The 25,125-nt window shown below is 63.4% G+C and carries 21 protein-coding genes; 9 read left to right on the plus strand and 12 right to left on the minus strand.

Annotated elements, in window-relative coordinates:
• Positions 1-142: 142 nt before the first annotated feature.
• On the plus strand, positions 143-3,214 hold the full coding sequence (locus JM946_RS20730) for a TonB-dependent receptor domain-containing protein (RefSeq protein ID WP_203169283.1): 3,072 nt from the start codon (positions 143-145) through the stop codon (positions 3,212-3,214).
• Between the two features lie 59 nt (positions 3,215-3,273).
• A complete protein-coding gene (locus tag JM946_RS20735; protein ID WP_203169284.1) occupies positions 3,274-7,056 on the plus strand; it encodes a glycoside hydrolase family 43 protein in 3,783 nt (1,260 codons plus the stop codon).
• Between the two features lie 6 nt (positions 7,057-7,062).
• Here JM946_RS20735 and JM946_RS20740 read toward each other — a convergent pair whose 3' ends face one another.
• The gene (locus tag JM946_RS20740) at positions 7,063-7,911 is read right to left on the minus strand and encodes a fumarylacetoacetate hydrolase family protein (protein WP_203169285.1); all 849 of its coding nucleotides are present in this window, start codon (positions 7,909-7,911) and stop codon (positions 7,063-7,065) included.
• A gap of 194 nt (positions 7,912-8,105) precedes the next feature.
• Here JM946_RS20740 and JM946_RS20745 point away from each other — a divergent pair, with 194 nt between their 5' ends.
• Positions 8,106-8,822 carry a GntR family transcriptional regulator gene (locus JM946_RS20745; RefSeq protein ID WP_218043031.1) on the plus strand — a complete coding sequence of 239 codons (717 nt, stop codon included), beginning with the start codon at positions 8,106-8,108 and terminating at the stop codon, positions 8,820-8,822.
• Between the two features lie 23 nt (positions 8,823-8,845).
• Here JM946_RS20745 and JM946_RS20750 read toward each other — a convergent pair whose 3' ends face one another.
• From JM946_RS20750 to lldD, 3 genes are read right to left on the minus strand one after another with little or no spacing between them, the layout of a single operon-like run.
• Positions 8,846-9,658, minus strand: coding sequence for a hypothetical protein (locus JM946_RS20750; protein ID WP_203169287.1), 813 nt, complete (start codon positions 9,656-9,658; stop codon positions 8,846-8,848).
• Positions 9,648-10,619, minus strand: coding sequence for a 2-hydroxyacid dehydrogenase (locus JM946_RS20755; RefSeq protein WP_203169288.1), 972 nt, complete (start codon positions 10,617-10,619; stop codon positions 9,648-9,650). Before JM946_RS20755 ends, JM946_RS20750 begins: the two co-directional genes overlap by 11 nt.
• Positions 10,620-10,643: 24 nt before the next feature.
• Positions 10,644-11,774, minus strand: coding sequence for an FMN-dependent L-lactate dehydrogenase LldD (gene lldD / locus JM946_RS20760; RefSeq protein ID WP_203169289.1), 1,131 nt, complete (start codon positions 11,772-11,774; stop codon positions 10,644-10,646).
• A gap of 272 nt (positions 11,775-12,046) precedes the next feature.
• On the opposite strand from lldD, the gene JM946_RS20765 reads away from it, so the two are divergent.
• Positions 12,047-12,757, plus strand: coding sequence for a DUF899 family protein (locus JM946_RS20765; RefSeq protein ID WP_203169290.1), 711 nt, complete (start codon positions 12,047-12,049; stop codon positions 12,755-12,757).
• 76 nt (positions 12,758-12,833) lie between these two features.
• On the opposite strand, the gene JM946_RS20770 is transcribed toward JM946_RS20765, so the two are convergent.
• The gene (locus JM946_RS20770) at positions 12,834-13,448 is read right to left on the minus strand and encodes a glutathione S-transferase family protein (protein ID WP_203169291.1); all 615 of its coding nucleotides are present in this window, start codon (positions 13,446-13,448) and stop codon (positions 12,834-12,836) included.
• A gap of 35 nt (positions 13,449-13,483) precedes the next feature.
• Here JM946_RS20770 and JM946_RS20775 point away from each other — a divergent pair, with 35 nt between their 5' ends.
• The gene (locus tag JM946_RS20775; RefSeq protein ID WP_203169292.1) at positions 13,484-14,044 is read left to right on the plus strand and encodes an Lrp/AsnC family transcriptional regulator; all 561 of its coding nucleotides are present in this window, start codon (positions 13,484-13,486) and stop codon (positions 14,042-14,044) included.
• 90 nt (positions 14,045-14,134) lie between these two features.
• A complete protein-coding gene (locus JM946_RS20780) occupies positions 14,135-15,001 on the plus strand; it encodes an SDR family oxidoreductase (RefSeq protein ID WP_203169293.1) in 867 nt (288 codons plus the stop codon).
• 92 nt (positions 15,002-15,093) lie between these two features.
• On the opposite strand, the gene JM946_RS20785 is transcribed toward JM946_RS20780, so the two are convergent.
• The 5 genes from JM946_RS20785 to JM946_RS20805 are packed head-to-tail and all read right to left on the minus strand — an operon-like array spanning position 15,094 to position 18,922.
• A complete protein-coding gene (locus tag JM946_RS20785) occupies positions 15,094-16,266 on the minus strand; it encodes a zinc-dependent alcohol dehydrogenase (protein ID WP_203169294.1) in 1,173 nt (390 codons plus the stop codon).
• Positions 16,263-17,159 carry an SRPBCC family protein gene (locus tag JM946_RS20790; RefSeq protein ID WP_203169295.1) on the minus strand — a complete coding sequence of 299 codons (897 nt, stop codon included), beginning with the start codon at positions 17,157-17,159 and terminating at the stop codon, positions 16,263-16,265. Before JM946_RS20790 ends, JM946_RS20785 begins: the two co-directional genes overlap by 4 nt.
• Positions 17,160-17,192: 33 nt before the next feature.
• Complete coding sequence (locus JM946_RS20795) at positions 17,193-17,960, minus strand: DUF3618 domain-containing protein (protein WP_203169296.1); 768 nt, start codon at positions 17,958-17,960, stop codon at positions 17,193-17,195.
• Complete coding sequence (locus JM946_RS20800; RefSeq protein WP_203169297.1) at positions 17,957-18,364, minus strand: phage holin family protein; 408 nt, start codon at positions 18,362-18,364, stop codon at positions 17,957-17,959. Before JM946_RS20800 ends, JM946_RS20795 begins: the two co-directional genes overlap by 4 nt.
• 3 nt (positions 18,365-18,367) lie before the next feature.
• Positions 18,368-18,922: a hypothetical protein gene (locus JM946_RS20805; protein ID WP_203169298.1), complete on the minus strand. Its 555-nt coding sequence runs from the start codon at positions 18,920-18,922 to the stop codon at positions 18,368-18,370.
• A gap of 1,159 nt (positions 18,923-20,081) precedes the next feature.
• Here JM946_RS20805 and JM946_RS20810 point away from each other — a divergent pair.
• Both JM946_RS20810 and JM946_RS20815 read left to right on the plus strand, forming a co-directional pair.
• Positions 20,082-20,324, plus strand: coding sequence for a hypothetical protein (locus tag JM946_RS20810; RefSeq protein ID WP_203169299.1), 243 nt, complete (start codon positions 20,082-20,084; stop codon positions 20,322-20,324).
• A 347-nt stretch (positions 20,325-20,671) separates the two neighbouring features.
• Positions 20,672-21,100: a hypothetical protein gene (locus tag JM946_RS20815; RefSeq protein WP_203169300.1), complete on the plus strand. Its 429-nt coding sequence runs from the start codon at positions 20,672-20,674 to the stop codon at positions 21,098-21,100.
• Positions 21,101-21,128: 28 nt separating this feature from the next.
• Here the strand turns inward: JM946_RS20815 and JM946_RS20820 are convergent, their stop codons facing one another.
• The gene (locus JM946_RS20820; RefSeq protein WP_203169301.1) at positions 21,129-22,520 is read right to left on the minus strand and encodes a peptide MFS transporter; all 1,392 of its coding nucleotides are present in this window, start codon (positions 22,518-22,520) and stop codon (positions 21,129-21,131) included.
• A 151-nt stretch (positions 22,521-22,671) separates the two neighbouring features.
• Here JM946_RS20820 and JM946_RS20825 point away from each other — a divergent pair, with 151 nt between their 5' ends.
• On the plus strand, positions 22,672-23,661 hold the full coding sequence (locus tag JM946_RS20825) for a LysR substrate-binding domain-containing protein (RefSeq protein WP_203169302.1): 990 nt from the start codon (positions 22,672-22,674) through the stop codon (positions 23,659-23,661).
• Positions 23,662-23,708: 47 nt separating this feature from the next.
• Here JM946_RS20825 and JM946_RS20830 read toward each other — a convergent pair whose 3' ends face one another.
• Entirely contained in the window at positions 23,709-25,082 is a 1,374-nt protein-coding gene (locus tag JM946_RS20830) for an aspartate aminotransferase family protein (protein ID WP_203169303.1), read from the minus strand.
• Between the last annotated feature and the right edge of the window lie 43 nt (positions 25,083-25,125).

Raw genomic sequence — 25,125 nt, forward strand, 5'->3', positions numbered from 1 at the left:
GTAGCGATATCAGCTGGCGGAGGGGCGCGATACCGGCGGCTTGGCGGCCGACCACCATCAAAATGATTCAAAACCGCTCACGCACGGCGCAGCAACCGTAAGCGCGGGCGCTCAAAAAATTGTCGTCATAGGGGGCTATGAAATGGTCAGGAGATGCAAACATCGCCGGCGCGTGGCTGCGCTCGGCTGCGGTGTGGTATTCGCGGGTTCCACCTTCGGCGTGCAGGCGCTGGCTCAAGAAACCGAAGTGGAAGAAGTGCTGGTGACCGGATCGCGTATTGCGCGCGAAGGGCTCGACACCTCCACACCGGTCAACGTCATCAGCACCGAAGAAATAAAACTCTCGGGCGCGCCCAACGTCGAAAAGATCTTGAGCGATGCGCCTCAGTTCGTCGCCTCCACCAACGGTGGCGCTTCAGCGAACACCGTGCCGGGCGGCACCGCCGATGTGAACCTGCGCGGCTTCGGTCCATCCCGCAATCTCGTGCTGGTGAACGGCCGGCGCTTTGCCATCTACGGTCCCGAGCAGGTCACCGACCTCAACACGATTCCCACGGCGCTGATCGAGCGCACCGAAGTGGTCACCGGCGGCTCCTCCGCCGTGTACGGCTCGGATGCGATCACGGGCGTCGTCAACTTCATCATGCGCGATGACTTCGAAGGCGTCGAAGCGACCGCGCAAACCAGTTACGACAGCCCGACGACCACCCCCACTTACAACATCGATCTCACCATCGGCGGCAACTTCGCCGAAGGCCGCGGCAACGCTGTTGTCTCGGTGAACTATTTGAATCGCGGCGCCATCACTCGCGGCGAGCGCGGTGAGTGGGCGTTCGACTCGCTCTCCGACGGTTGTGTGACGCCGGAATCCTTCAGTCGCGAGCGCGCCGGCGTGCCAGTGAGCGTTCCGAGCGGCTCGAACTGTCGCGCAGCCGGCGGCGTGCCCGGCCTGATTGCAGGCGGCAGCGGCGACATTCCCAACGGGCGCTTCACCCTCTCCATGCCATCGACGCCGAACGCAGATCTGAATGCCGCGCTGGCTGCGGCGGGTCTTGGCGGCATGACCACGCGCGGCTTCACTTTCGACGACGCTGGCACGATGGCGCGCCCCGCTCGCACACCCCAGGATGATTTCAATCTCGGGCCGGACAATTATCTGCAGGTGCCCCAGGAACGCTGGATGGTGAACGCGTTCAGTCATTACGACTTCACCGAGAAGGCGACCGGCTATCTGGAATTTCATTTCAGCAACAACCGCGTCGATCAGCAGCTCGCGCCGACCAACATCAGCGGACCGTTTCTGTTCGATGTGAACAATCCCTACCTCGCACCGCCGAATCAGGATCCCAACGTGCTGTCGCCGATGCAGGAGGTGCTGCGGCAGCTGGACATGCTCGAAACGGGCCCGACGACGGTGACCACGGGCACCAGCTCTCGCATCAACAATCCGAACGACGGCTTCGCGGTGTTGAACGTCGGTCGACGGCTGGTCGAAGTGGGCCTGCGCGAGAACATTTCCGATCGCAACGTCTGGCGCATGGCGTTGGGCATGCGAGGCGATCTGGGCGACGTTTCGGATGCGTGGCTGCGCAATCTTGCCTACGATGTTTACTACACGTTCGCGCGCACCGAGGAGACGAGTCGGCAATCGGGCAATGTTTCCCGTAGCCGCTTCGCATCGGCATTGCTGTCGAGCGGCGGCGCGGATCCGCTGTTGAATATCTTCGGCCAGAACATCTCGCCCGAGGCCGTCGACGCCATCGCCATCGGCGCGACCAACGTCACCGAGGCGGAGTTGCAAGTGGCGGCCGCGACCTTATCGGGTCAGCTGTTCGATCTGCCGGCCGGTCCCCTGGCGTTTTCATTCGGCGCCGAGTGGCGCTATGCCGCCTCGGAGTTCGTGCCGGATGAGTTCCTGCGCTCGGGCGATGTGGTCGGCTTCAATCCCGGCCTGCCCACCGCAGGCGATGTCACCGCCAGGGAGATCTTTGGCGAGTTGCGCATCCCGTTGCTGGGCGGCCTGCCGTTCGTCGACACGTTGGCCGCCAACGCGGCGTTCCGTCGCTCCGACTACGATCTGAAAGGAGTCGGCGAGGTGTGGACGTATCTCTATGGCCTCGACTGGCGCTTGAACGAAAATGTCGCGTTGCGCGGTCAATTCCAGCGCGCCATCCGTGCGCCGAACGTCGCCGATCTGTACGGTGGCCTGCGTCAGAGCGTCGAGCCCGCCACCGATCCCTGCTCTGACCGGCAACCCCTCGCCGGGCAGACCGAAACCGTGCGCGCGCTGTGTATCGCAAGTGGCGTGCCGGAGGGCGCCGTGTTCTCGGGCGGCGTGCAGTCGAACAATATCATCCCGGCATTGTTCGGCGGCAATCCCAACGTCGGCGAAGAAGAGTCGGACACCCGCACCTTCGGCGTCGTGCTGACCCCGCAGGCGTTGCCGAAACTGGCCGTGACGCTCGACTATTTCAACATCACGCTCGACGGCGCGATCGCGCAGCTGGGCGGCGGGCTGAACAACACCTTGAACCTTTGTTACAACGTCATCCAGGACATCGACAGCGAGTTCTGCCAGGCCATCAATCGCAATCCGGTGAGCGGCGAGATCAGCATCCCGTTCTATGCCGAGATCCGCCAGGCCAACACCGGCGGGCTGGAAACATCGGGCTTCGATCTGCAGGCGCGCTACGGCTTCGATTTCGGCTGGGGCCTGTTCGGCAACGGCAGCTCGCTCAACATCAACACGGCCTGGACTCGCACCGATGAGTTCACGTTGACACCGGTACAGGCGCTGCCGAGCGTGAAGAATCGCTGCGTGGGCTCTTACGGGACCACTTGCGGCGAGCCCATCCCGGAGTACAAAGGGGTCACGCGCTTCACCTGGACCAGCGGTCCATTGAGCCTGAGCCTGCGGCATCGGTATATCGACGATGTGACCGTCGATCGTTATCTGCTGCCGAAGCGCGCGGGCGCGACGCCGCCGGCGTACGGCGATCTGGTGAACCCGAAGCTGGACGCGATGAACTATCTGGACATGTCGTTCTCGTTCGACCTCGGTCGAGCGGTGGAGATCTTCGGCGGCATGAACAATCTGCTCGACGACGATCCGCCGCTGGTCGGCAGTGCGCAGATCCGCGCCAACACCTGGCCTGCGACCTACGACTACAATGGCCGCACGATGTTCATCGGATTGACGGTCCGCACGTTGTGATTGAAAGGTGGCGGCGTGATGGTCACCCCCATGCTGTCACGCCGCCACAGGGATCGAACATGAAACCGATTGCGTTTGCTCTGGCCGGCGCGCTGGCGCTGGCTGCCTCTTTTGTAACCACCCCCGCCGGCGCCGCCGATCCGCCGCGCATCTATCGCAATCCGGTGCTGCATTCGGACTATTCCGATCCGGATGTGATTCGCGTCGGGGACAGCTACTACATGGTGGCCTCGACGTTTCATTTCTCGCCGGGCCTGCCGGTGTTGAAATCCAAGGACCTGGTGCACTGGCAGCTGATCGGCCACGTGCTGTCGCGGCTCGACTTTCATCCCAGCTATGACTTGCCCGGCCCGGTGGAGTTCGACGACACCACCGAGCGCATCCCGTTCAACACCAGGATGGGCCATCGCTACGCCGCCGGCGTGTGGGCGCCTGCAATCCGCTTTCATGACGGGCGCTTCTATGTGTACTTCGCAACGCCCACCGAAGGCGTGTTCATGGCGAGTGCGGCTCGCGCCGAAGGCCCGTGGAGCGCGCCGGTCAAAGTCATCGACGAGCCGAACCTGGAAGATCCCTGCCCGCTCTGGGACGACGATGGCAACGCTTATCTGATTCATTCGCGCGTCGGCGCCGGGCCATTGATCCTGCGCAAGATGACCGCCGATGGCACCAAGGTGCTCGACGCCGGCACAGTGATCGTCGAAGACAAAGAGCGCCTGCCCATCCTCGAAGGCCCGAAGCTGCTCAAGCGTGACGGCTATTACTACATCTTCGCGCCGTACGGCGGCGTGGGCGAGGGCCCGCAAGCCGTGCTTCGCTCGCGGGATATCTATGGTCCCTATGACGTTCGCACCGTGCTTTCCAAAGGCACGACTCACGTGCAGGCGCCTCATCAGGGTGGATACGTCGAGACGCCGTCGGCCCAGGGCTGGTTCCTGCACTTCAACAGCACCGGCGCCTACGGCCGCATCGTGCACATGCAGCCCGTGCGCTGGGAGGACGGCTGGCCTGTGATGGGCGAGCTGCTGCCGGGCGCGCCGAACGGCCAGCCCGTGCTGTCGCATGCCGTTCCGGACGTGGGCGGCACGTTCGATCCGGTCTCGATACAAACATCGGACGAGTTCGACAGCGCGCAGCTGGGCGTGCAGTGGGAGTGGAATCACAATCCCGCGAACTCACACTGGAGCCTGAGCGAGCGTCGCGGCTATCTGCGCTTGAAAGCGATGCCCGCGCCGAACTTCGTCAGCGCGAAGAACACACTCACCCAGGTTCTGCACGGTCGATCGTCGCAGATTACGACGCGCATCGTGGTGAGGCAGATGCACGATGGACAGAAGGCGGGGCTGGCGATGTTCGGCAAGCGGCCCAGCTGGATCGGACTGACCCAGCAGTCCGGCCAGCGTCGCCTCACCTTCTCTTATGCGGGCAACGAGACCACCGGCGATGTCATCACCACAGAGTCGCTGCTGCTTCGGGTCAATGTCGATGACGAGTTCGCGCGCTACTCCTACAGTCTGGACGACGGCAAGACCTTCAAGCCCTTTGGCACACGCGCCAAACTGATGTTCAGCTGGTGGAAGGGCGCCCGCCCTGCCCTGTTCACCTACACCTCCCACAAAGCCGGCGGCGGCATCGCCGACTTCGACTGGGTGCGCGTCAAAGACACGCGCATCGATCGGCAAGCGCTCGTGACCCGGCACAATCCGACGCTGACGCGCGTCGATCCGTCGGCGCCGCTGATGGTGGGCAATGGCAACATCGCTTTCACCGCCGACATCACGGGGCTGCAGACATTTCAGGAGCAGTACTCGCCGCTGTCGCCGCTGCTCACCCAAGCGCAATGGGCGTGGCACAGCTTCCCCAATCCCAAAGGATATCAGTACGAAGACAGCCTCGTTTCCGTCGACGTTCGCGGGCAGGCGCGACAATATCCTTGGCTCGAGGATTGGTCGGAGGCAAAGCGCCCGGAGATTCAATGGCTGCGCGAGAACCCGCACCGATTCTCGTTGGGCCGTCTGTCACTGCATCTGCTGTCGAGCGACGGCCATCCTGCGAAGTTCAGGGATCTGAAACAGACCTCGCAAACCTTGGACTTGTGGCGCGGCACGTTGCAGAGTCGTTTCGAGTTCGAAGGCCGCCCGGTGGACGTGGAGACCAGCGTGCATCCACGACTCGATCTGCTCCTGGTCCGCATCAACGCGCCTTCCTTCGATCGCTCGCGACTGGGCATCGATCTGAAGTTTCCTGGCGTCGCCGCGCAGCTCAATCCGAATCCCGCGGACTGGCAGCATCCGGAGCGCCACAGCACCGAAGTGCTGGCGCGCACGGCGCGACAGCTCTCGATCGAGCGGCGCCTCGATGACACGCGCTACTTCGTCGAAGCCGCGAGCGATGAAGATGTGACATTCGACTCCGTGGCGCCTCACACCATCCGCGTTCTGCCGAAGGACAACGACGGCAGCTTCACCTTCAGCGTGCTGTTTACGCCAGAGCGACATCAGCAGCCGCTGCCCTCTGCAGCGACCACGCGCGCGGCAGTAACCACGCATTGGGATACGCATTGGAACAACGGCGGCGTCATCGATTTCTCCGGCAGCACCGATCCTCGTGCCAAGGAGCTGGAGCGCCGGGTCGTGCTGTCTCAATATCTGATGGCGCTCAACGCGGCCGGCACGATGCCGCCGCAGGAGGAAGGCCTGTTCTCCAACAGCTGGAACGGAAAGTTTCATCTGGAGATGCATCCCTGGCACGCCGCGCACTTTGCGCTGTGGGGCCGGACGGAGCTTCTCGAACGCAGCATGCCCTGGTATCAGCAGCATCTGCCGCAAGCCAGGGCGCGGGCGGCTGCTCATGGCGTGAAGGGCGCGTGGTGGCCCAAGATGGTCGGCCCCGACGGTCTTGAAAGCCCGAGCACCATCACGCCCTTCCTGATGTGGCAGCAGCCTCATCCTATTTTTCTGGCCGAGCTGATCTATCGCGACCGGCCGAATCCGGTGACGTTGGCGCAGTACCAGGAGCTGGTGTTCGAAACGGCCGAGCTGCTCGCCTCGTTCGCGCACTATGATGGGCAACGCGATCGCTACGTGCTGGGACCGCCGCTGATTCCCGCGCAGGAAGTGTTTCCGCCGTTGAGCACGTTCAATCCGACGTTCGAGCTCGAGTATTTCCGCTTCGGTCTTGCAACGGCGCAGAGCTGGCGTGAGCGTCTGAAGATGCCGCGCAAGCCGGAGTGGGATCAGGTGCTCCAGAAACTCTCGCCGTTGCCGCAGCGGGACGGGCTGTATCTGGCCGTCGAGTCGTTTCCAGAGCAGTGGCAGCAGGCGCGCAGCCCTTCATGCTCGAACGGCAAGACGGCCGGGCAGTGTTGGAATCGCGATCATCCCTCGTTCGTCGGCGCGCTCGGTCTGCTACCCGGCGCCAGCGTCGATCGCGAAACGATGCGTCGAACGCTGCGCGCGGTCGAGTCACATTGGGATCTGCGGCAGACGTGGGGTTGGGACTTCCCTCTGCTCGCCATGACGGCCGCCCGGCTCCACGAGCCGGACAAGGCCGTCGATTACTTGCTGCATGCCTCGAGGAATTTCCAATTCGGTGTCAGTGGCATGACGCCGCGCGTGCATTTGAATGAGCACGCGGCCGATCTGGCGCCCTCCGCTGCCAGCACTCCGAATGCGGACGCAGGTTATCGTCGCCTTGCTGAAACGTATTTCCCATCGAACGGCGGCTTGCTGCTCGCCGTCGGGCTGATGGCTGCCGGCTGGGATGGCGAGCTTGCGCACTTGCCCGGCTTCCCGAAAGAAGGCTGGCAAGTGCGCGTGGAAGGATTGCGGCCGCTGCCTTGAAAAGCCTCAGCCCGCGTACGCTTTGACCAGCTGTCGCTGCTCGCCCAGTTTATCGATGCCCAGACGCACGACGTTTCCGGCGCGCAGATAGACGGGCGGCTTCTGCCCCAGGCCCACACCTGCAGGCGTCCCGGTGGAAATCAAATCGCCGGGGTGCAGGCTCATCATGCGGCTCAGATAGCTGATGAGGAATGGAATGCGAAAGATCATGTTGGCGCTGCTGCCGTCCTGATAGCGCTTGCCGTCCACTTCCAGCCACATGCGCAGCGCGTGCGGATCCGGGACTTCGTCCCTGGTGACCAGCCACGGACCGGTCGGGCCGAATGTGTCGCAGCCTTTGCCCTTGTCCCAGGTGCCGCCGCGCTCGAGCTGATACTCGCGCTCGGAAACGTCGTTGATCACGCAGTACCCGGCAACATGTGACATCGCATGCGCCTCCTCGATGTAACGACCGCCCTGGCCGATCACCACGCCGAGCTCGACTTCCCAATCCGTCTTGAGCGAGCCGCGAGGAATCTCGATGTCGTCGTTCGGCCCGACCACCGCGCTGGTCCATTTGCCGAACACCACCGGCTCGCTGGGAATCGGCAGGTTCGACTCGGCGGCGTGATCGGAGAAGTTCAGGCCGATACAAATGAATTTGCCGATCCGACCCACGCATGCGCCGAGACGCACGCCGTCCTCGACCCGGGGCAGCGTCGACGGATCGATCGACGCCAGCCGGTCCAGTCCCGCAGGCGTCAACGCGTCTCCAGCGATGTCCGTCACCACGCTGCTGAGATCGCGAATCTTGCCAGTGGCATCCAGCAGTCCTGGCCGCTCCTGTCCGGGCGGGCCGAAGCGAAGTAATTTCATGGCTTCCCTCGTGAAGTGGACGAGTTGCACGCCATCGAGGCCGTGCGGCCGAAAGTATAGATGCAGCCGCGCGTCGCCGGCTGCCGCTGTTGACCCCCAGCTCGCCTGCGCGGCGTGCGCTGGGCGTTTTCATGCGGGGGCGTGCGCGCCGGACCATGCGAACAAATCCAACTCACTGATATACCATTGCAAGCATGCCCAGCCGACGAAGCCCGCAACAGGACATGCGCCCTGCTCCCGCCCGCGACGCGGAACCCGCGGCCGAGGGTCGTCGACTGAGCGAAGTGGCGTATCAGGCCATTCTCGAAGGCCTGTTTACTCGCAAAATCGCCGCCGGCGCGTTTCTTTCGCAAAACGACCTGGTCCGCATGTTCGGCGTGCCGGTGCAGCCGCTGCGCGATGCGCTGCGCATTCTGGAAGCAGAAGGCGTGCTCACTATTCATCCGCGCGCCGGCATCGAGTTCCTGAAGCCGGATCTGGAGCTGGCGCGCAGCACTTATCAATTCCGTTCCATCATGGAGCGCGCAGCGGTCCGGACCTATGCGGAAACCGCAGACGCAGCCGCGATTACGCAACTGATGCAGGATCATCAGTCGTTGCTCGAACGGATTGGCGCCGATGGCTTCCTCGCCGAGCATTCCGAGCTGCTGCAAGTACTGGAAGAACGATTGCATGGCGAGATGGTGGCGAGCCTGCGCAATCCGCTGATCGAGACCACGGCGCGGCGGCTCAAGAACTATCTGACGTTGATCAAGCTGGATCGGCGCATCACAGCGCCGCTGGCCTTGCGCACCTTGCGCGAGCACATGGAGATCCTGGACGCCTGTCTGCGGCGCGATGCCGATCAGGCCGAAGCGGCGCTGGGCCGCCATTTCCAGGCGGCGCTCCAACGCATTCTCGGGATGTTTTGATCGTCTCGAACGAGCGGCGCGGCTCAGCCAATCACCGAGCGATCCGCCCCCAGCCGGATCACCAGATCCGCGCGGCCAGGCATCTCGATCAGGATGTGTCGGGTCAGTCGCTCGTAGTGCTGGACGAAGCGCGCGAGCGCGGCGTCATTCATCACGCCTGAAACGCTCCCAGTGGTTTGCGCGCGCAGCTCCTGCTCCTGTTGAGTGCGCCATTTGAGCACCACATCGAACGAAGGCGCCGCGAGCAGCACCAGCAGATCGATCTTGGCGAACAGACGTTGGTATTCGCCACCCAACGCATCGTTGACGTAGCGGCGCCAACGACCGTCGACATCCTCATTGGCTTCGAGCTGATTCACCGGTTGATCCAGCGCTTCGAGCCCCTGCGGGCGCGCGCCGACGCACCAGCCTTCGAACAACACCAGTTGCGCAGGCCCTTGAACCGAATCCCACTGGGAAGCGGGGCGGCGATCGTCGATGGCTTTGTCGAAGCGCGGCAGCGGCACTCGCCCGCTGTGCGCGAGCGCGTTCAACGTGTGAACTCCAAGCTTCGTGTCGTGCGTTCCGGGCACGCCGCGCGTGCGAAGCAGTGGATGCACATGCTTCGCAAGCGTTACTCGATCCGCGAGCGATAGATACAGATCGTCGAGAGAAAGGTTTGCAACGCTGAGCCCGGCCTGGCTGAACTGCGCGGTGAGCGTTTTGCAAACCGTGCTCTTGCCGCTGCCCTGACTGCCACAGATGCCGACCACCAACGGCCGCTTGCCTCGCTCCGGCAATCGAGCCCGGATGGCGCGTTCGATCAGGGCCGCAGCGGAGGTTGGTTCAGGCGACACGGTTGGGAGGCGTTCGGCCGGCGAAGAAGCTGTCGAGATTATCGGCCATTTGCATGCCCATCGCAGTACGCGCTTCCAGCGTGGCGCTGCCCAGGTGCGGCAGCAGGACCACGTTCTCGAGCTCCTGCAACGCCGCCGACACCGCCGGCTCGCGCTCGTAAACATCCAGCCCGGCAGCAGCGATCTGTCGTTGCGCGAGCGCCGTGGCCAGCGCCTCTTCGTCCACCACGCTGCCGCGCGCGGTGTTGATGAGAATCGCCGAAGGTTTCATGCGAGAAAGGGTTTGCGCATTGATCAAGTGACGCGTGGCCGCGCCGCCGGGGCAATGTAACGACACGATATCGGAGGCGGCCAACAGGCTTTCCAGCGTCGCATGATGTTCGGCGGCGAGCGCGCGCTCTTCTTCGGCAGTCGCGCGAGTACGCGAGTGATATGCGATGCGCATTCCGAGTGCCGCTCGCGCCCGTCGCGCAGCCTCCTTGGCGATGCGGCCGAAGCCGATCAGGCCCAGTGTTTTTCCTTTCACATCCATGCCAAGCAATTGCGTCGGGGCCCAGCCGGTCCATTTGCCGGTGCGCACCAGACGCTCGCCCTCGCCTGCGCGTCGGCTCGTCATCAGGATCAACAGAAGGGTGAGCTCGGCGGTGGCATCCGTGAGCGCATCGGGCGTGTTGGTCACCACCAGATTTGCGCTCTTCGCCGCGGCCAGGTCGATGTGCTCGAAGCCTGCACCGAAGTTCGCGATGATGCGCGTCCTCAAGCCGGCGCTCAGCAACAGCGCCGCGTCGAGCTTATCGGTGATGGTGGGCGACAACGCATCGTAGCTTCGCAGCGCCATCAACAACGCTTCGGGGCCGAGCGGCCGGTCGTCGGGATTGACGGTCACTTCATAGCTGGCGCGCAGACGCTCCAGCACCGCAGCGGGCAATCGACGCGTGATGAGCAGGCTTGGACGGGGCATGAAGAGATGATTCCTGACAGATTCTCAGGCGAGGATGGAGCGATCGATCTCACTCACGTTGCACACACTGGTCAACGCCATCGCCACGCGCATTTCCTTCGCAAAAATATCCAGCATCTGGCTGACGCCCGCGCCGCCGTTGGCGGCGAGCGCGAACGCCCACGCGCGCCCCAGCATCACGCCCTCGGCGCCCAATGCCATCAGCCGCACCACATCCAGGCCGGATCGGACACCCGAGTCCGCAAGAATGGTGAGCTTGCCTTTCACTGCATCGGCGATGGCCGGCAAGGCGCGCGCCGAGGACAGAACGCCGTCGAGCTGACGGCCGCCGTGATTGGAAACAACGATGCCGTCCGCGCCCAGTTTGGCGGCGGATTTCGCATCGTCGGGATCCAGAATGCCCTTGATGATCAGCGGCCCGTCCCACGCCTGGCGCAACCAATCCAGATCTTCCCAGCGAATGGCGGGATCGAAGTTCGCGCCCAGCCAACCCATGTAGTCGCCCAAGCCACTCTTCGCGCCCAGCACCGAGGCCAGGTTGCCGAGCGAATGCGGCCGACCATGCAGGCCCACATCCCACGCCCAGCCCGGCTTGCCCATCGCCTGCAACACTCGCTGTAGCGGCGCGTAGCGACCGGACATGCCGGAGTGCGCATCACGATAGCGAGCGCCGGGAACCGGCATATCGACCGTGAACACCAGCGCCTGCACGCCGACCGCCTTGGCTCGCGCCAACATGTCTCGCATGAAGCCGCGATCGCGAATCACATACAGCTGAAACCAGATCGGCGCCGGGCAACCCTTCGCGACTTCTTCGAGCGAGCAGATCGACACTGTGGACAACGTGAACGGCACGCCCGCATTGCAGGCGGCCAGCGCGGCCTGCGTCTCGCCACGCCGCGCGCACATGCCGGAAATGCCGACGGGGCCGAGCGCCACCGGCATGGACAGCTTGCGGCCGAACAAGGTGGTGCTCAGATCGATCTTGGAAACATCGCGCAACACCCGCTGCTTGAGCGCGATCTCGGTAAGGTCGCTGACATTGGTGTGCATGGTGCGCTCGTCGTAAGCGCCGCCATCGATGTAGTCGAACAGAAAACGCGGCAGACGACGTTGCGCAGCCCGGCGAAAATCTTTGGACGAAGCGAGAATCAATGAACCTTTCCTCCGCGTACCTTGCGCTCGTCGCGGGCCAGAGTCCCGGGATTGTATTCGCCGGCCGCCGGTTCCGGCGTTGGACCGCACGACCCTGGGCTCGCTGGGCGCATATCAGAGCGTGACAATAATATATCAGCTCGACCCGCAATATTTTGCGACGCCTGTCGATTGGGCCGGGCGCCAAGCGTCCTTGGGGCATGAAGATTGAGGATGAGCGCGCGGGGTGGGCTCGACGTCGATCCTCGTCCCAGGCTCCAAGGAGACGCGACATGGCACAGAACGACACGCTGATCCCGGCGGCGGAGCTCGCCGCCCGGGGCAACATCCGCTTTCCCAACGAGAGCGCCGAGTATCGGCGGGCTCGCACTGCCTTGCTGGCGGAGGAGATCGAGCTACGCCGTCACATCGAACGCGTCGCCGAGATGCGTCGGGCGCTGCCGCCGGGCGGTGAAGTGAAAAAAGCCTATCGCTTTCAGAGCGAGCGCGGGCCCGTGAGCTTCGCCGACCTGTTCGGCGACAAGCAGACGCTGGTGGTCTACAGCTACATGTTCGGCCCGCAGCGGCAGAAGCCGTGTCCGATGTGCACGTCGCTGTTGAGCGCCTGGGAGGGCGAGGCGCAGGACATCGAACAGAATGTGGCGCTGGCGGTGATTGCGCAGTCGCCGCTCGAGAAAGTGCTCGAGTTCACCCGGGCGCGGGGGTGGCGCAATCTCAAGTTGTATTCGGATACGGACGGCGAGTACAGCAAGGACTATTACGCCAACACACCGGAGTTCGAAGACACGGCCGCGATCAATGTGTTCACGCGGCGGGATGGTGTGATCAGGCATTTCTGGGCGGGCGAGATGGGCTTCGAACAAGCCGACCCGGGCCAGGACCCGCGCGGCGCGCCCGATCTCATGCCGATCTGGACGGTGCTCGATTGCACCCCCGAGGGTCGCCGTCCCGATTGGTACCCGAGCCTGGACTATCCCCGCTGAGGCGCGGCGCCTTTCTTTTTCGCTAGCCCCCTCCCGTGGCGACCTGCCGGGAGGGGGAAGTGTTTTGTTTGCTGTGTCAGTCCTGGGTCTGGCCCCACAGAGGGGTGGCGAGCATGGAGGGGCGGCTGCTGAATTCGTCGAACCACCGCGTCAGGCGGGGGCGAGGTCGGAAGGTGGGGAGCTCGCGGAATTCCAGCCAGCTCAGGGCAGTGGCGAGGGCGATGTGGCCAACATGGAGCGGCGCCGAGGTGTCGAGCGACTGCTCCAGCCAATCGTAGCTGGCGAGTAACTTGGTGACATAACCATCACGCAGCGGCGCATAACGCAGCTCCTTGGGCCGACGCTGCGTCTCCCAGCGAATCGCAATGCCTGCATCCGCGATCCCCTGCGCGACCGCTTGCATCTGAAGCGCCTGCCATCGGCCCTCCCCTTCCAACGGGATCAACCGCGCCCCCGCATGCAGGGTATCGAGATATGCGCATATCACATCCGAATCGAAAATCGCCGGCAGCCCCGACCGCAGCAGCACAGGCACCTTGCCCAAAGGATTCGCGGCGAACACTTCTTCATTCCGCCGCAGCGGACTGGTCTCGTGATGAACGACCTCGATGCGATCGGCCAACCCGACCTCGTACGCGAACACGAGCGCCTTGCGAGCATAGGGAGAGTGCGTTTGATAGAGCAGTTTCATTGGGCAGATTCACCGCGATAGCCACGTAAGCTACGATGGTAAAAGCACCACCGCGCGCAACCGCCGCGATTCTCGCCGGCGCGATGCGTTTTTTCCGCGCCCCTCATTACGACAAGCCCGACATGGACCTGGACCGCTTCGACCGCCTGCTTCTGAATCTGGTACAGCAGGACTCCATGCAGACCGCCGAGCAGCTGGCCGAGCACGTGGGCCTCTCCCCCTCCGCCATTCAGCGACGCCTGAAACGGATGCGCGAGCAAGGCGTCATCGTCCGTGACGTCGCCGTGGTGGATCCGCGCGCGGTGGGGCGACCGACATTCTTCGTCGTGTCGCTCGAGATCGAGCGCGAGCGCCCGGAGTTGCTGGCGCAGCTACGCGAGTGGCTGACGAAACGCGCCGAGATCCAACAGGTATTTTATGTGACCGGCCAGAACGACTTCGTGCTCATTGTCACCGCCCCTGACACAGAAGCCTTCGACGCAATGATGTCACAGCTGATGCAGGAGAACCCCAACGTGCACCGTTTCACCACCAACGTGGTGCTGGGCCTGGTGAAACAAGGGCTGACCATTCCCATCCCGCCCGCGAACGCGTGAGCCCGCGACTTGGATCAAGGAACTTTGGCTTTCACTCTGCGCTTCTGCAGGACTCAACGTCCGTTGGGCAGGAGCCGCCCGGGAGTCGCCATGAGTCCGCAGAAAGAGTTTCCCAAACCGCCGTTTCCCAAACAGACCCAGTCCCTGCCGGGCTCGAGCTCGGCCATGAAGCCGCAGCCGGATTACGGCGAGGACAGCTACAAAGGTGCGAATCGTCTGACGGATAAGAAAGCGCTGATCACCGGCGCCGATTCCGGCATCGGCCGCGCCGTCGCGCTCGCGTACGCGCGGGAAGGCGCCGATGTGGCGGTGAGCTATCTGGACGAGCACGAAGACGCCAAGGAAACCCAGCGCCTGGTCGAAGCGGCCGGTCGCAAGTGTCTGCTCTTGCCAGGCGATATCTCGCAGGCCGAACATTGCCGCACGCTGGTGAAGAAGACTGTCGATGCGCTGGGCCGCATCGACATTCTGGTGAACAACGCCGCGCATCAGATGACATACGATGCGCTGGAGAAAATCCCTGACGAGGAATGGGACAAGACCCTCGCCACCAATCTTTCGGCGATGTTCTACATCACCAAAGCGGCGCTGCCGCACATGAAGCCTGGCAGCAGCATCATCAACACCGCATCGATCAATGCCGATGTTCCCAACCCGACCCTGCTCGCCTATGCGACGACCAAGGGCGCCATCCAGAACTTCACTGCGGGCCTGGCGCAGTTGCTCGCCGAGAAAGGCATTCGGGCCAACACCGTGGCCCCAGGGCCGGTGTGGACACCACTGATTCCCGCCTCGATGGACGAAGAGAAAGTGTCGAACTTCGGTTCGCAGGTGCCGATGAAACGTCCGGCCCAGCCCTGCGAGCTGGCGGCGGTGTATGTCATGCTGGCGAGCGATGAGGCGAGCTACGTTTCTGGCGCCACGGTCGCCGTCACGGGCGGCAAGCCGCTGTTGTGAGAAACCTTTGATCCCATCGCGCCGGCGCGACCAGACAAGCAGATCCGGTCGCGTCCGGCGCGCCGCCGGCCTCGTCAACGAGGCCCTACAATTCAAGACGCCATGTTCACCACGACCTTGACGCAGTCGTCCTGCTTGTCACGGAACATCTGAAACGCGTCTGGCACCTCTTCGATGCCCACCCGATGCGTGATGATCATGGTGGGATCGATCTCGCCTGCCTCGATGCGCGCCAGCAGCGGCTTCATATAACGCTGCACATGGGTCTGACCCGACTTGATGGTCAGCGCCTTGTTGACGATCGCACCCAGTGGAATTTTGTCGGCAAGACCGCCATACACACCGGGCACCGACACCGTGCCGCCCTTGCGACAGGCCTGAATGCATTCACGCACCACGCCCGGCCGTTCCGTCTCCATGCGAAACGCCTGCTTGACTTTGTCGTAAGCATGCTGGACGCCATGCATGTGCGCTTCCATGCCGACCGCGTCGATGCACGCATCCGGCCCGAGCCCGCCGGTCAGCTCGTTCAAAGCCTCGAGCGTGCTCTCTTCCTCGTAATTGATGGTCTCGGCGCCGGCGCGGCGCGCCAGATTCAGCCGCTCGGGAAAGCGATCGATGCCAATCACCCGGGCTGCGCCCAGCACCTTCGCGCTCATGATCGCGAACAAACCGACCGGGCCACAGCCCCACACTGCCACAGTGTCGCCCTGCTTGATGTTGCAATTCTCCGCCGCCATGTAGCCGGTGGGCAGGATGTCACCCAGAAACAGCGCCTGCTCATCGCTGACCGCATCGGGGATTTTCAACGGGCCCACGTCCGCGAACGGCACGCGCACGTACTCGGCCTGCCCTCCCGCATAGCCACCCAGCAGATGCGAGTAACCGAAAATGCCGCACGGCGAATGGCCCCAGAATTTCTCGGCCAGCCGCGCATTCGGATTGGAGTTCTCGCACAGCGAGTACAACTCCTGCTCGCAAAAGAAACAATTGCCGCAGGAAATGGGGAACGGCACCACCACCCGATCGCCAGGCGACAGGTTGGTCACGCCGGGCCCGGTCTCGATCACCTCGCCCATGAACTCGTGGCCGAGGATGTCACCACGCATCATGGTAGGGATGTAGCCATCGTACAGGTGCACATCCGAACCGCAGATCGCCGCCTTGCGCACTTTGATGATGGCGTCGCGCGGATTGATCAGCCGCGGATCGGGCACTTCCTCGACGCCGACCTTGTGAACGCCCTGCCAGCACACTGCTTTCATGATTCACCCCTGCTGAACGCGCGACCCACGAGGCTGCGAGCGCCTGACGGCTGGCCGCGCGTGGTCGCGATTTCGCCGGTCTCGATCAATTGTTTCAAACGCCGCAGGTCCTCGAGCACCATGGCTTCCGGCCCGTTGGATATGAGTTGCCCGACCCGCGCGGCCATCGGGCCGCCCGGCAATCCGTAGTACATCTCGACCCTCAGGATCGTGCCCCTGCCATTGGGCGCGCTTTCGAAGCGCACGCTGCCGACGTGGTTGATTTCCGAACCCGGACAGGTGCGCCAGGAAATGAACCGGTTCGGCTCGTCCTCGACGATCTCCGAGCGCCACTGCAGCTTCACGCCGCCTGGCGCGCGCGCCACCCATTCCGAGGTGCGCTCATCGACCTGCCGCACCGAATCCAGATAGGTCATGAAGCGCGGCAGGTTCTCCAGCTTGCGCCAGAACTGATAAACCTCTTCGGGCGGGCTGTTGACCGTCAGACTGGTCGTGACCGGCACATCCTGTGGCGCCTCGGCCAGGGAGGACTGCAGGTCCGCCTTGCTTGCATATAAGTCCAGCGCCGCAACGCCTGCGACCGCCGTGGCCGCAGCGGCCACGCGCGTCGGATTCGCATCCGGCGAGCGCAACGAGGCGCCCAGCAATGCGAGATCCATCACATCGCCCACGACGCGCGACATCGCGAATGTCGCGGGCGCGCGGCCCGAGAGCAATCCCACCCCGCTGACAATCTCACGCATGCCGCACATTCGCAGCATGGTGCTTTGATCGCCCACACCGATCATCCTGCCTACGGTCTTGGGCGCAAGGAGCTCTGCCACGCCGAGACCGAGACTGAACCATCCCAGCGAGCGGTCCAGGGTCGGGCGTGGAGCAAAAGATGCGGCCATGTTTGTTTTCCTCGTGCGTCAGTGAAGTCCCGATCAGTGCGTTTCGCGCGACCCATCCGAGCCTCGTTGCATTCGGGCCTGCGAGGACTTCACGGCCTCACGCAAGTTTTCGTACTCGCGTTTGCCCATCTCCTTGGCGCGGGCCATGGTGCGATCGTGCACCGGGCCTACATATCTGTTCTCGTAGCGAGTCATGGGTAGCGCTGCGCCGAGCAGCGCGCCTGCCGCGAGCGCCAGCGCGCCGAGCGCAATGGGCTGCTCTCGCACCAGATCCGCCATATGCGAGCCCCCGTTCTGGGTATAGCCCTGCACGGTTTGCATGGAGCTCGACAGCCGGCCCTTCACCTTGCGTCCCATCTGATTCGCGGCTCGACGAACGCCATGCGCCGCATTGCCCATGCGTCCGTGTGCAGAGGAGTCCCAATCGTCGCGCTCGGACTCGCTGCGATAATCGGCACGGTAATCGCCGCCGTAGCTCGAATAGCTGCGATCGGATCCGGCGCGGTAGCTGGAGAGATCCTGTTCGTCGCCGCTGGAGCGCGACCTCGCGACCGACGCCACCAGCCAGACCAGCCCTGCTGCGGTAAGCACCACCGGCACTGGATTGCGGCGCACGGTATCGGCCGCTTCTTGCAACAGGTCCATGCCATTTTCCCGCACGAATTCCATGGAACGATCCATCAGCTCGGCGGGCGACAGGCGCTGTTGAATCTCATCGAGCGTGCGATCCAGGTTGGCGCGAATCTGCTCGCCTTCGCGCTCCAGGTCCGCAGCGCTGCGGTCATCAGTCGTGGCATTCATGGAGTCCTCCGCGCGACCAGCGTCGCATCTTTCTGTAACGATTCCTGAGTACGATCGAAGTCCTCGCCCAGATGGGCAAACTTGCGCTGGCCAGCCTTGAGCAGGAGCCATCCGGCAATCAGCAAGACGACGCTGACGATCAACGCCGCCTGCCAGGGCCGCATGACTTCGGATAGCGCGAGCACGGCAGTTGCAACCAGTGTGAGCATGCCGGCGAGCAGCACGCCGGCTGCAATCGCGAACGGCGCGATGCTCTGCTTCACGTCGCGCAGCGCGTTGCGGGCTTCGGTCTTGGCGAGCGCGATCTCGTTTTTCGCAAGCGCGAGCGCGTCATCCATCAAACGCGTCAGCAGACTGGTCACCGATCCGGAGTCGGTGACGCCGGAGACAGGCGAGGAAGCCATGGCTCACACTCCTCTTTGCGTGGTTCCCGGAGACTCGACGCCGGCGCTATGGTCGTAAAACGGCTGGCTCTCGGTGCTCTCCGGCGGCATGGCGCTCTCGCCCCATTGCTGGGCTTCGGTCTCGGCGCTCACGCCCAGATCCTCAGTCGCATACGCTTCGGTTTCGGCGGCATACGCCTCCTCCTCGGCGGTCGCTTTCATGAACCGTGAGATCACCAGCCCCAGCGCGGCGCTGCCCAGCAGAAACATTCCCGGATGGCGGGTCGCCACCTGTCGTATGTCGCGATACAGATCTTCGATGCTGTCCTCGCGCAGGCGCGTCGCAATACCGGCCACACCGTCGGCGAGCCTGGATGCATAGTTCGCCAGTGTCGGCTGCGACTGATCGAGCTGCGCGCCAGCCATGTCGATGGCGTCCGCGATTTCCGCGATCTGATCCGCCGCCGCACGTTTGCCGCTCTCGAGCTTGTCTTTGCCGTCCTGTTGCAAGCGTCGCTTCAAATTCGACGCTCGGCTGCGCACTCCTGAAGTGGTAGTGCTGTCGGTGGATTCGTTCATACCTTGCCCCCGTTGAGCTTTCATCGTCGCCAGACGGTCTCTCAACCGGCACTCGCGCATGAAGGTTCCCGCGCGACATAAGGATCATTGCGGTGCGGACCGCCACCGCAGGCTTGCCCGCATTCTTTGCAAAACGACTCCACTGGCGCGCTGGCCGGAACAGATGTTCCTCCCCGCCGCCGTTTGTTTCGCATTGTTTCATGCAGGGCGAGCGGCCCGGCTCGGGTGCGATGCCCGCCAGATCGCGCTGCGCGTGATCTCCTTACAGCCCGTCTCGAGGCCAGGGCGGCCCGCCGCGGTCTCGAGGCGGGCCGAGCGAGCGGGGCGGATGGCTGCCGTTTCTTATTTATGACGCCGGCTTCAGGCGTGGGTCGCTTGGCGTCCGACTCGTGGCATCCCTCTGGTCATCCATTTGGGGCATCCATCCGGACATCCGATCCGGACATCCATCTGGGGCGAAGCTGCGAATGACCGTCACCTCGCCTCCCCGCATTACCTCGTAGTCCGATTGTGATTTCCGATTTCCAACGCCCGCCCACCCCGCGGCGAGCTCGAGGCGGCCGGCCGTGACGGATGCTGAACGACGGCGAGCAGCGACACTCGAGGGCTCGGTCGGCGAATATTTCTCGCCGCGTCGCGGCCCGCGCGCGCATGAAACAGCCAGACAACATCTGTTGCGACCCGCGCAGCGACATTCCTTTTGGGATTTATCCGTCGCCAGTACGCGAAAATCAGTTTAGATGCTTGCTCTGCAGGGAATATTTCGGTAGTAGCAAGCGCCGTCCGACATATGTTCTGGGCCCGGCGACATGTTATATACAACTATTGCGCGCTGATTTGGTACGATAGCGAAGTGATAAGCAGCATTGCACACGCCTCCCTTGGCACATTCAGGGCACATTCCGAGCACTTTCGTGAGCATCTGTCCGTCTCGAATCCCCCATACGGCCAGCCGGTGACGTTTCTTAACCGGATGGCGCGCCTGTTGAACCATTCGTCGACGGTCCACAGCTAGCACGGACACGTTTTTCATCAAGCGGCCGTCAAACGCCAGGCCGATACCCGATATCGCCCCTGGCCGATGACCAGGCGAGTTCACGACCGCGGAACTTGTCAAGGCGGCCGCGGATTTCAAGCGGCGTTACCCAGAGGACTAACCATGGCAACTAAAGCAAAACGATCCAAGACTCCCGCCAAGAAGAAGAGCAGCAGCAAAGCGACCTCGCGCGTCCGTTGGACGAGCCAGAACGATCGTGAGATGAAGGGCCTGATCAAGGAAGGCACCCCGGCTCGCGCCATCGCCAGCAAACTGAAGCGCACCGAGGCGGCCGTCCGTCAGCGCATCCACAAGCTGGGTCTGTCGCTGCGCTCCTCCAAGAAAAAAGCCGCCCGCCGCAAGTAATCCGCAGCAGGTTGTGACATCCGGAAGGGCGGCCGGGCGACCGGCCGCCCTTCCTTAGATGTGAGTCAGATGTGGGTTTGATGCGTCTGTTTCATGCGGATTTCATAGTTTTCCATTTGACCCTTGACAGCGGCGCGCTTATAGTCCGCGCCATGTCTCATATCTCCAAACGCAAATTGCAACAACAACCGCGCCTGTTCGCGGCGGTTGCGCGTGCGTGCGTTCGGAGCCTCCCGGGCTGTCTCCAGCCCCGGATCTAACCCCCCCGAGTCGTTTGTCCCGCGACCCCGCTCATCGGCGGGGCTTTGGCGAGCTTCGCTGGTTCACCACCTTGCAGGAGCTTGACCATGATTTATTACAGTTGCGACGCCGAGATCGAGCGCATCGGTGTGGGCGTTTTCGAACGAACCCTGCCCAAACCCGAGTGGACCCACGCGGCGCACTTTGCCGCTGCATTCTGGGTGTTACGCCGGCCGGGCATGAACGCCGAGCGCGACATGCCCAAGCTGATCCGTGCTTATAACCTCGCCACCGGCGTGGCCAACACGGACACCAGCGGTTATCACGAGACCATCACGCTGGCCTCGGTGCGCGCCGCGAGGAGATTTCTGGCGGAACGGCCCGAAAAGCCGCTGCACGAAGCGCTGAACGAGCTCATGGCGAGCCGTTTCGGACGCTCCGATTGGCTGCTCGAGTACTGGTCGAAGCCGGTGCTGTTCTCGGTGATGGCGCGGCGCGCGTGGATCGATCCGGATCTGAAACCGCTGCCGTTCTAGAAGTTGGTGGGGCGCAGGCGGCCTGATCTCAGGCTTCCTGCTGCTCCTTCAGATCAAGCACGCGGATAAACATTTTTCGGAGCGCGAGCACGCTCAGCGCGCCGGCCAGCGCGATCGCCATATGGATCAGCCAGAAGAACGCCGGGCCCGCCGGCTCATAGAAGCGCGCGAGCCAGCCGCTTGCGATGCCGCCGACGAACAGACCCAGATAGTACGAGCCCACCATCATGGCGTTCACGGCCGCGGGCGCGGCGCGTGAGACCAGCGCGAGCGCAATCGGTGCAACATAGAGATATGAAGCAGCGCAGATGAAATGAAACGCGATCGGCCAATACACCGGCACCGCACGCTCGCCCGACAGCGCCTGGCCGGCGCTCAACAGCAAACAGGCGACGGCGAAGAAACCACAACCGAGCGCGATCTTACCCAGATCGCTTGGCTCGGCGCCGCGCTGCGCCTGACGCCGCCACAACAACATCACCAGCGGCGCGAACAGCAGAACCGAGAGTGAATCGAGTGCCTGGAACCAGGTCACGGGCAACATCAGGCCGAACGGCAGGGAGCGATCGACCTCGTCGCGCAACCACACCGGATAGGTGTTCCACACCTGCGTCTGCACGGTCCAGAACAGTGCAGTGATGGACAGCAACACCAAAATGACAATCACTTTGCGCAGATCGCCGGGTTGCAGCTTCGGGCGCTCGCCCACCGCCGTGCTCGGCCGGTCATCGGGCAGATATCGGGCGCCGGATAGATAAATGACGATGCCGATCAACATGCCGATGCCAGCGGCGCCGAAGCCATAGTGCCAGCCGTAGAACTCACCGAGCGTGCCGCACACCAATGGGGCAATGAAGGCGCCGACGTTGATGGCCGTGCAATAAGTCGTGTAGGCGCTGTCGCGGCGGCGATCGTCTTTGGAATACAGCGCGCCCACCTGAGCGGCGAGATTTCCTTTGAGCAAGCCCGAGCCGATGATCAGGGCGGCAAGCGCGGGCAGGAAGGAGGCTTCGAAGGCCATCAAGAAATGGCCGACGGCCATGGCGGCCGCGCCGATCAGCACCGCGCGCTTGCGACCGAGGAGGCGATCGCCGAGCAGTCCGCCAAAGATCGGCATGAAATAAACCAGACCGATGTACAGGCCGAAGATCTGACCGGCGAGCGCCTGTGTGGACAACGTGCCAAACACCGCTTCGACAGCGGCCCGCAAGCCTGCGAAACCGGCCACCTGCTCGACCACGCCCGGCTGCAGCAGATAACCCGACATGTACAGCACCAGCAGCGCCTGCATGCCGTAGAACGAAAACCGTTCCCACGCTTCTGTGAACGCGATATACGCCAGGCCGCGTGGATGACCCAGGAATTCGGCACTGGACACAGGCGATGCGATGCCTTGATTGGCCTCGGCGATGATATTCAACGGCACCCCTGCGGCATGACTTGACGGCGACTCCCCCGTTTCCGATGTTGTCAGCGTAACCGCGCGGGCGAGCAGTGCCAAAGCCAGGCCCGTTGGTGCAGTTTTGGCACCGCGCGTGACACCATCCTGAAAGATTGGGTACAAGGTAACCATGAGCGAGGAAAAAATCGCAGCCCGGCCGGCAGCCACTCTGCCTTCGCGAAAAGCCTTGCCACCCTTCGAAGCGCTGCGCGCCTTCGATGCCGTGGCTCGATTGGGCGGGGTTCGCAAAGCCGCCCAATATTTGTGCCGCGATCACGCGGTGGTGAGCCGCCATCTGCGCGCCATCGAGGACTGGACCGGCACCAAACTGATCCAGCGCACGCCTGGCGGCGCGGTGCTGACCGAGGACGGCATCCGATATCACAAGCAGGTGGCCGCCGCGATCGACATGATCGCCGGCGCGACCGTGGATCTGATGAAACGCGGCGACGATCATCGCCTGCACATCCGCTGCATGCCGGGCTTCGCGCTGCAATGGCTGTCCAGCCGCCTCGGCGAGTTCGAACAGGCCAATCCCGGCATCGACATCGAAGTGCGCCCGCTGGATCGGCTGCCCGACGTGCTGGCGCACCACACCGATGTCGAAATCCGTCTGGTCGCGCCGTATGCAGACCGCGTCGAGCTCGCCGCAGAGCTACGCAGCGCCGAGATCGTGCATACGCCGGTGCTGGCTGTTGCGAACCGTGATTACCTCGCCCGCTCCGCGCCGATCAACGAACCGAGAGATCTGCTCGCGCATCAGCTGTTGCATGAAGAAAACTTCAATCGTTGGCGCAACTGGCTCAGCGTGCACGGCATTCACGAGGACGTGGAGCTGACCGGCACGCGCTTGTGGCAGGGCCATCTCACGTTGGATGCGGCCCGTCACGGCCGCGGCATCTCGCTCACCAATTATGTGATCGTGGCCGACGACCTGCAGAGCGGCCGGCTGGTGGATGTCGGCGAAGGCAAGCCCGCGTTCCAGCCCCAGGCCATGGGCATCTATTACTTCATCGCTCGGGACAAGCGCTGGGATTCGCCGGTGATCCGCAAGTTCCGGCAGTGGATGATCGCCAAGCTCAAGGCGCAGCACCCGCACCTTGAAGTGGGCACGGCCTGAGATAAAAAGGGGGCGGTCGACGAACTCGGCCGCCCCCGAAAGCAGCATTACCCAATGCCGAACTTTCTCGCAGTCTCATCCAGCGCCCGGCGCGCCTTCTGGATGATCTCATCGACCTGCGCCCGCGTGATGATCAACGGCGGGCTCAGCACCATGGACTGATAGACCGCCCGCATGATCAAGCCGTGATCGGCGGCCACGTCGCGACAAAAATTCGCGGCGTCATCCTGCGCAGTGAATATTTCGCGCGCCTGCTTGTTCTTGACCAGCTGAATGGCCGCGATCAAGCCCACGCCACGAATCTCACCGACGATGGGATGCGAGGCCGCGAGCTGCTGCAAACATTCCCGGAAATACGGCGCGATCTCTTCTCGTACGCGCTCGACCAGCCCTTCCGAGCGCATCAACTGAATGTTCGCGATCGCAACGGCGCATGCCGCGGGGTGGCCCGAGTACGTGTAGCCGTGCGCGAGCGCGCCGCCTTCGTTGATTTCATTCCAGATGCGGTCGTGGATCGCGACCCCGGCGATGGGGAGATAACCCGACGAGAGGCCTTTGGCCATGGGCATCAGGTCCGGATCGATGCCGTAGGTCTGCGAACCGAACCACTGACCGGTGCGACCGAAGCCGCAGATGACCTCGTCGGCCACCACCAGCACATCGTACTTGCGACAGATGCGCTGGATCTCGGCCCAGTAGCCCGGCGGCGGCTCGTACACACCGCCTGCGCCCTGCACCGGCTCGCCGATGAAGGCAGCGACGTTATCGGCGCCCAGCTCGAGAATCCTTTTCTCCAACGCCGCCGCGGTCCTGAGGCCATATTCCTCGAGGCTCAGCTCGCCGCCCTGCGTGTAGTGATGATGGTGCGGAATGTGAGCGAAGCCCGGCAGCAACTCGCCATCGAGCGCATGCATGTGCGGCATGCCGCCGAGACTCACGGCCGCGAGCGTGCTGCCGTGATATCCCAACGTACGCGCGATGAATGTGCGCTTGGTCGGCTTGCCTTTCACGCGCCAGTAGTGACGCGCCAGGCGAATCACCGTGTCGTTCGCCTCCGAGCCGGAGTTGGTATAGAAGAAACGTTTCAGGCCCGGCGGCGTCACTTCCGCCAGCACCCGGCCCAGCTCGATCTGCGAGGGCGTCGAGCTCTGGAAGAAGCTGTTGTAGTACGGCAGCGTCTGCAGCTGCTGAGTCGCCGCGTCCACCAGCTCCTTGCGCCCGTAGCCGACGTTCACGCACCACAAGCCGGCCATGCCGTCCAGGATCTTGTTGCCGTCGCTGTCCCACACGTAGGCGCCTTCGGCGCGCGTGATGACACGCACGCCCTTGCCGGCGAGCGCCTTCTGATCGGTGAAAGGATGAACGTGGTGAGCCACGTCCAACGCCCGATATTCCTGAGTGCTTCGAGAAATCTGCGCCATTGCCACTCCAAAACCGGCAGTCAGGGGCGCACGGCCCCCAACC

The sequence above is a fragment of the Steroidobacter gossypii genome (assembly GCF_016801985.1).
Taxonomy (GTDB): Bacteria; Pseudomonadota; Gammaproteobacteria; order Steroidobacterales; family Steroidobacteraceae; genus Steroidobacter; species Steroidobacter gossypii.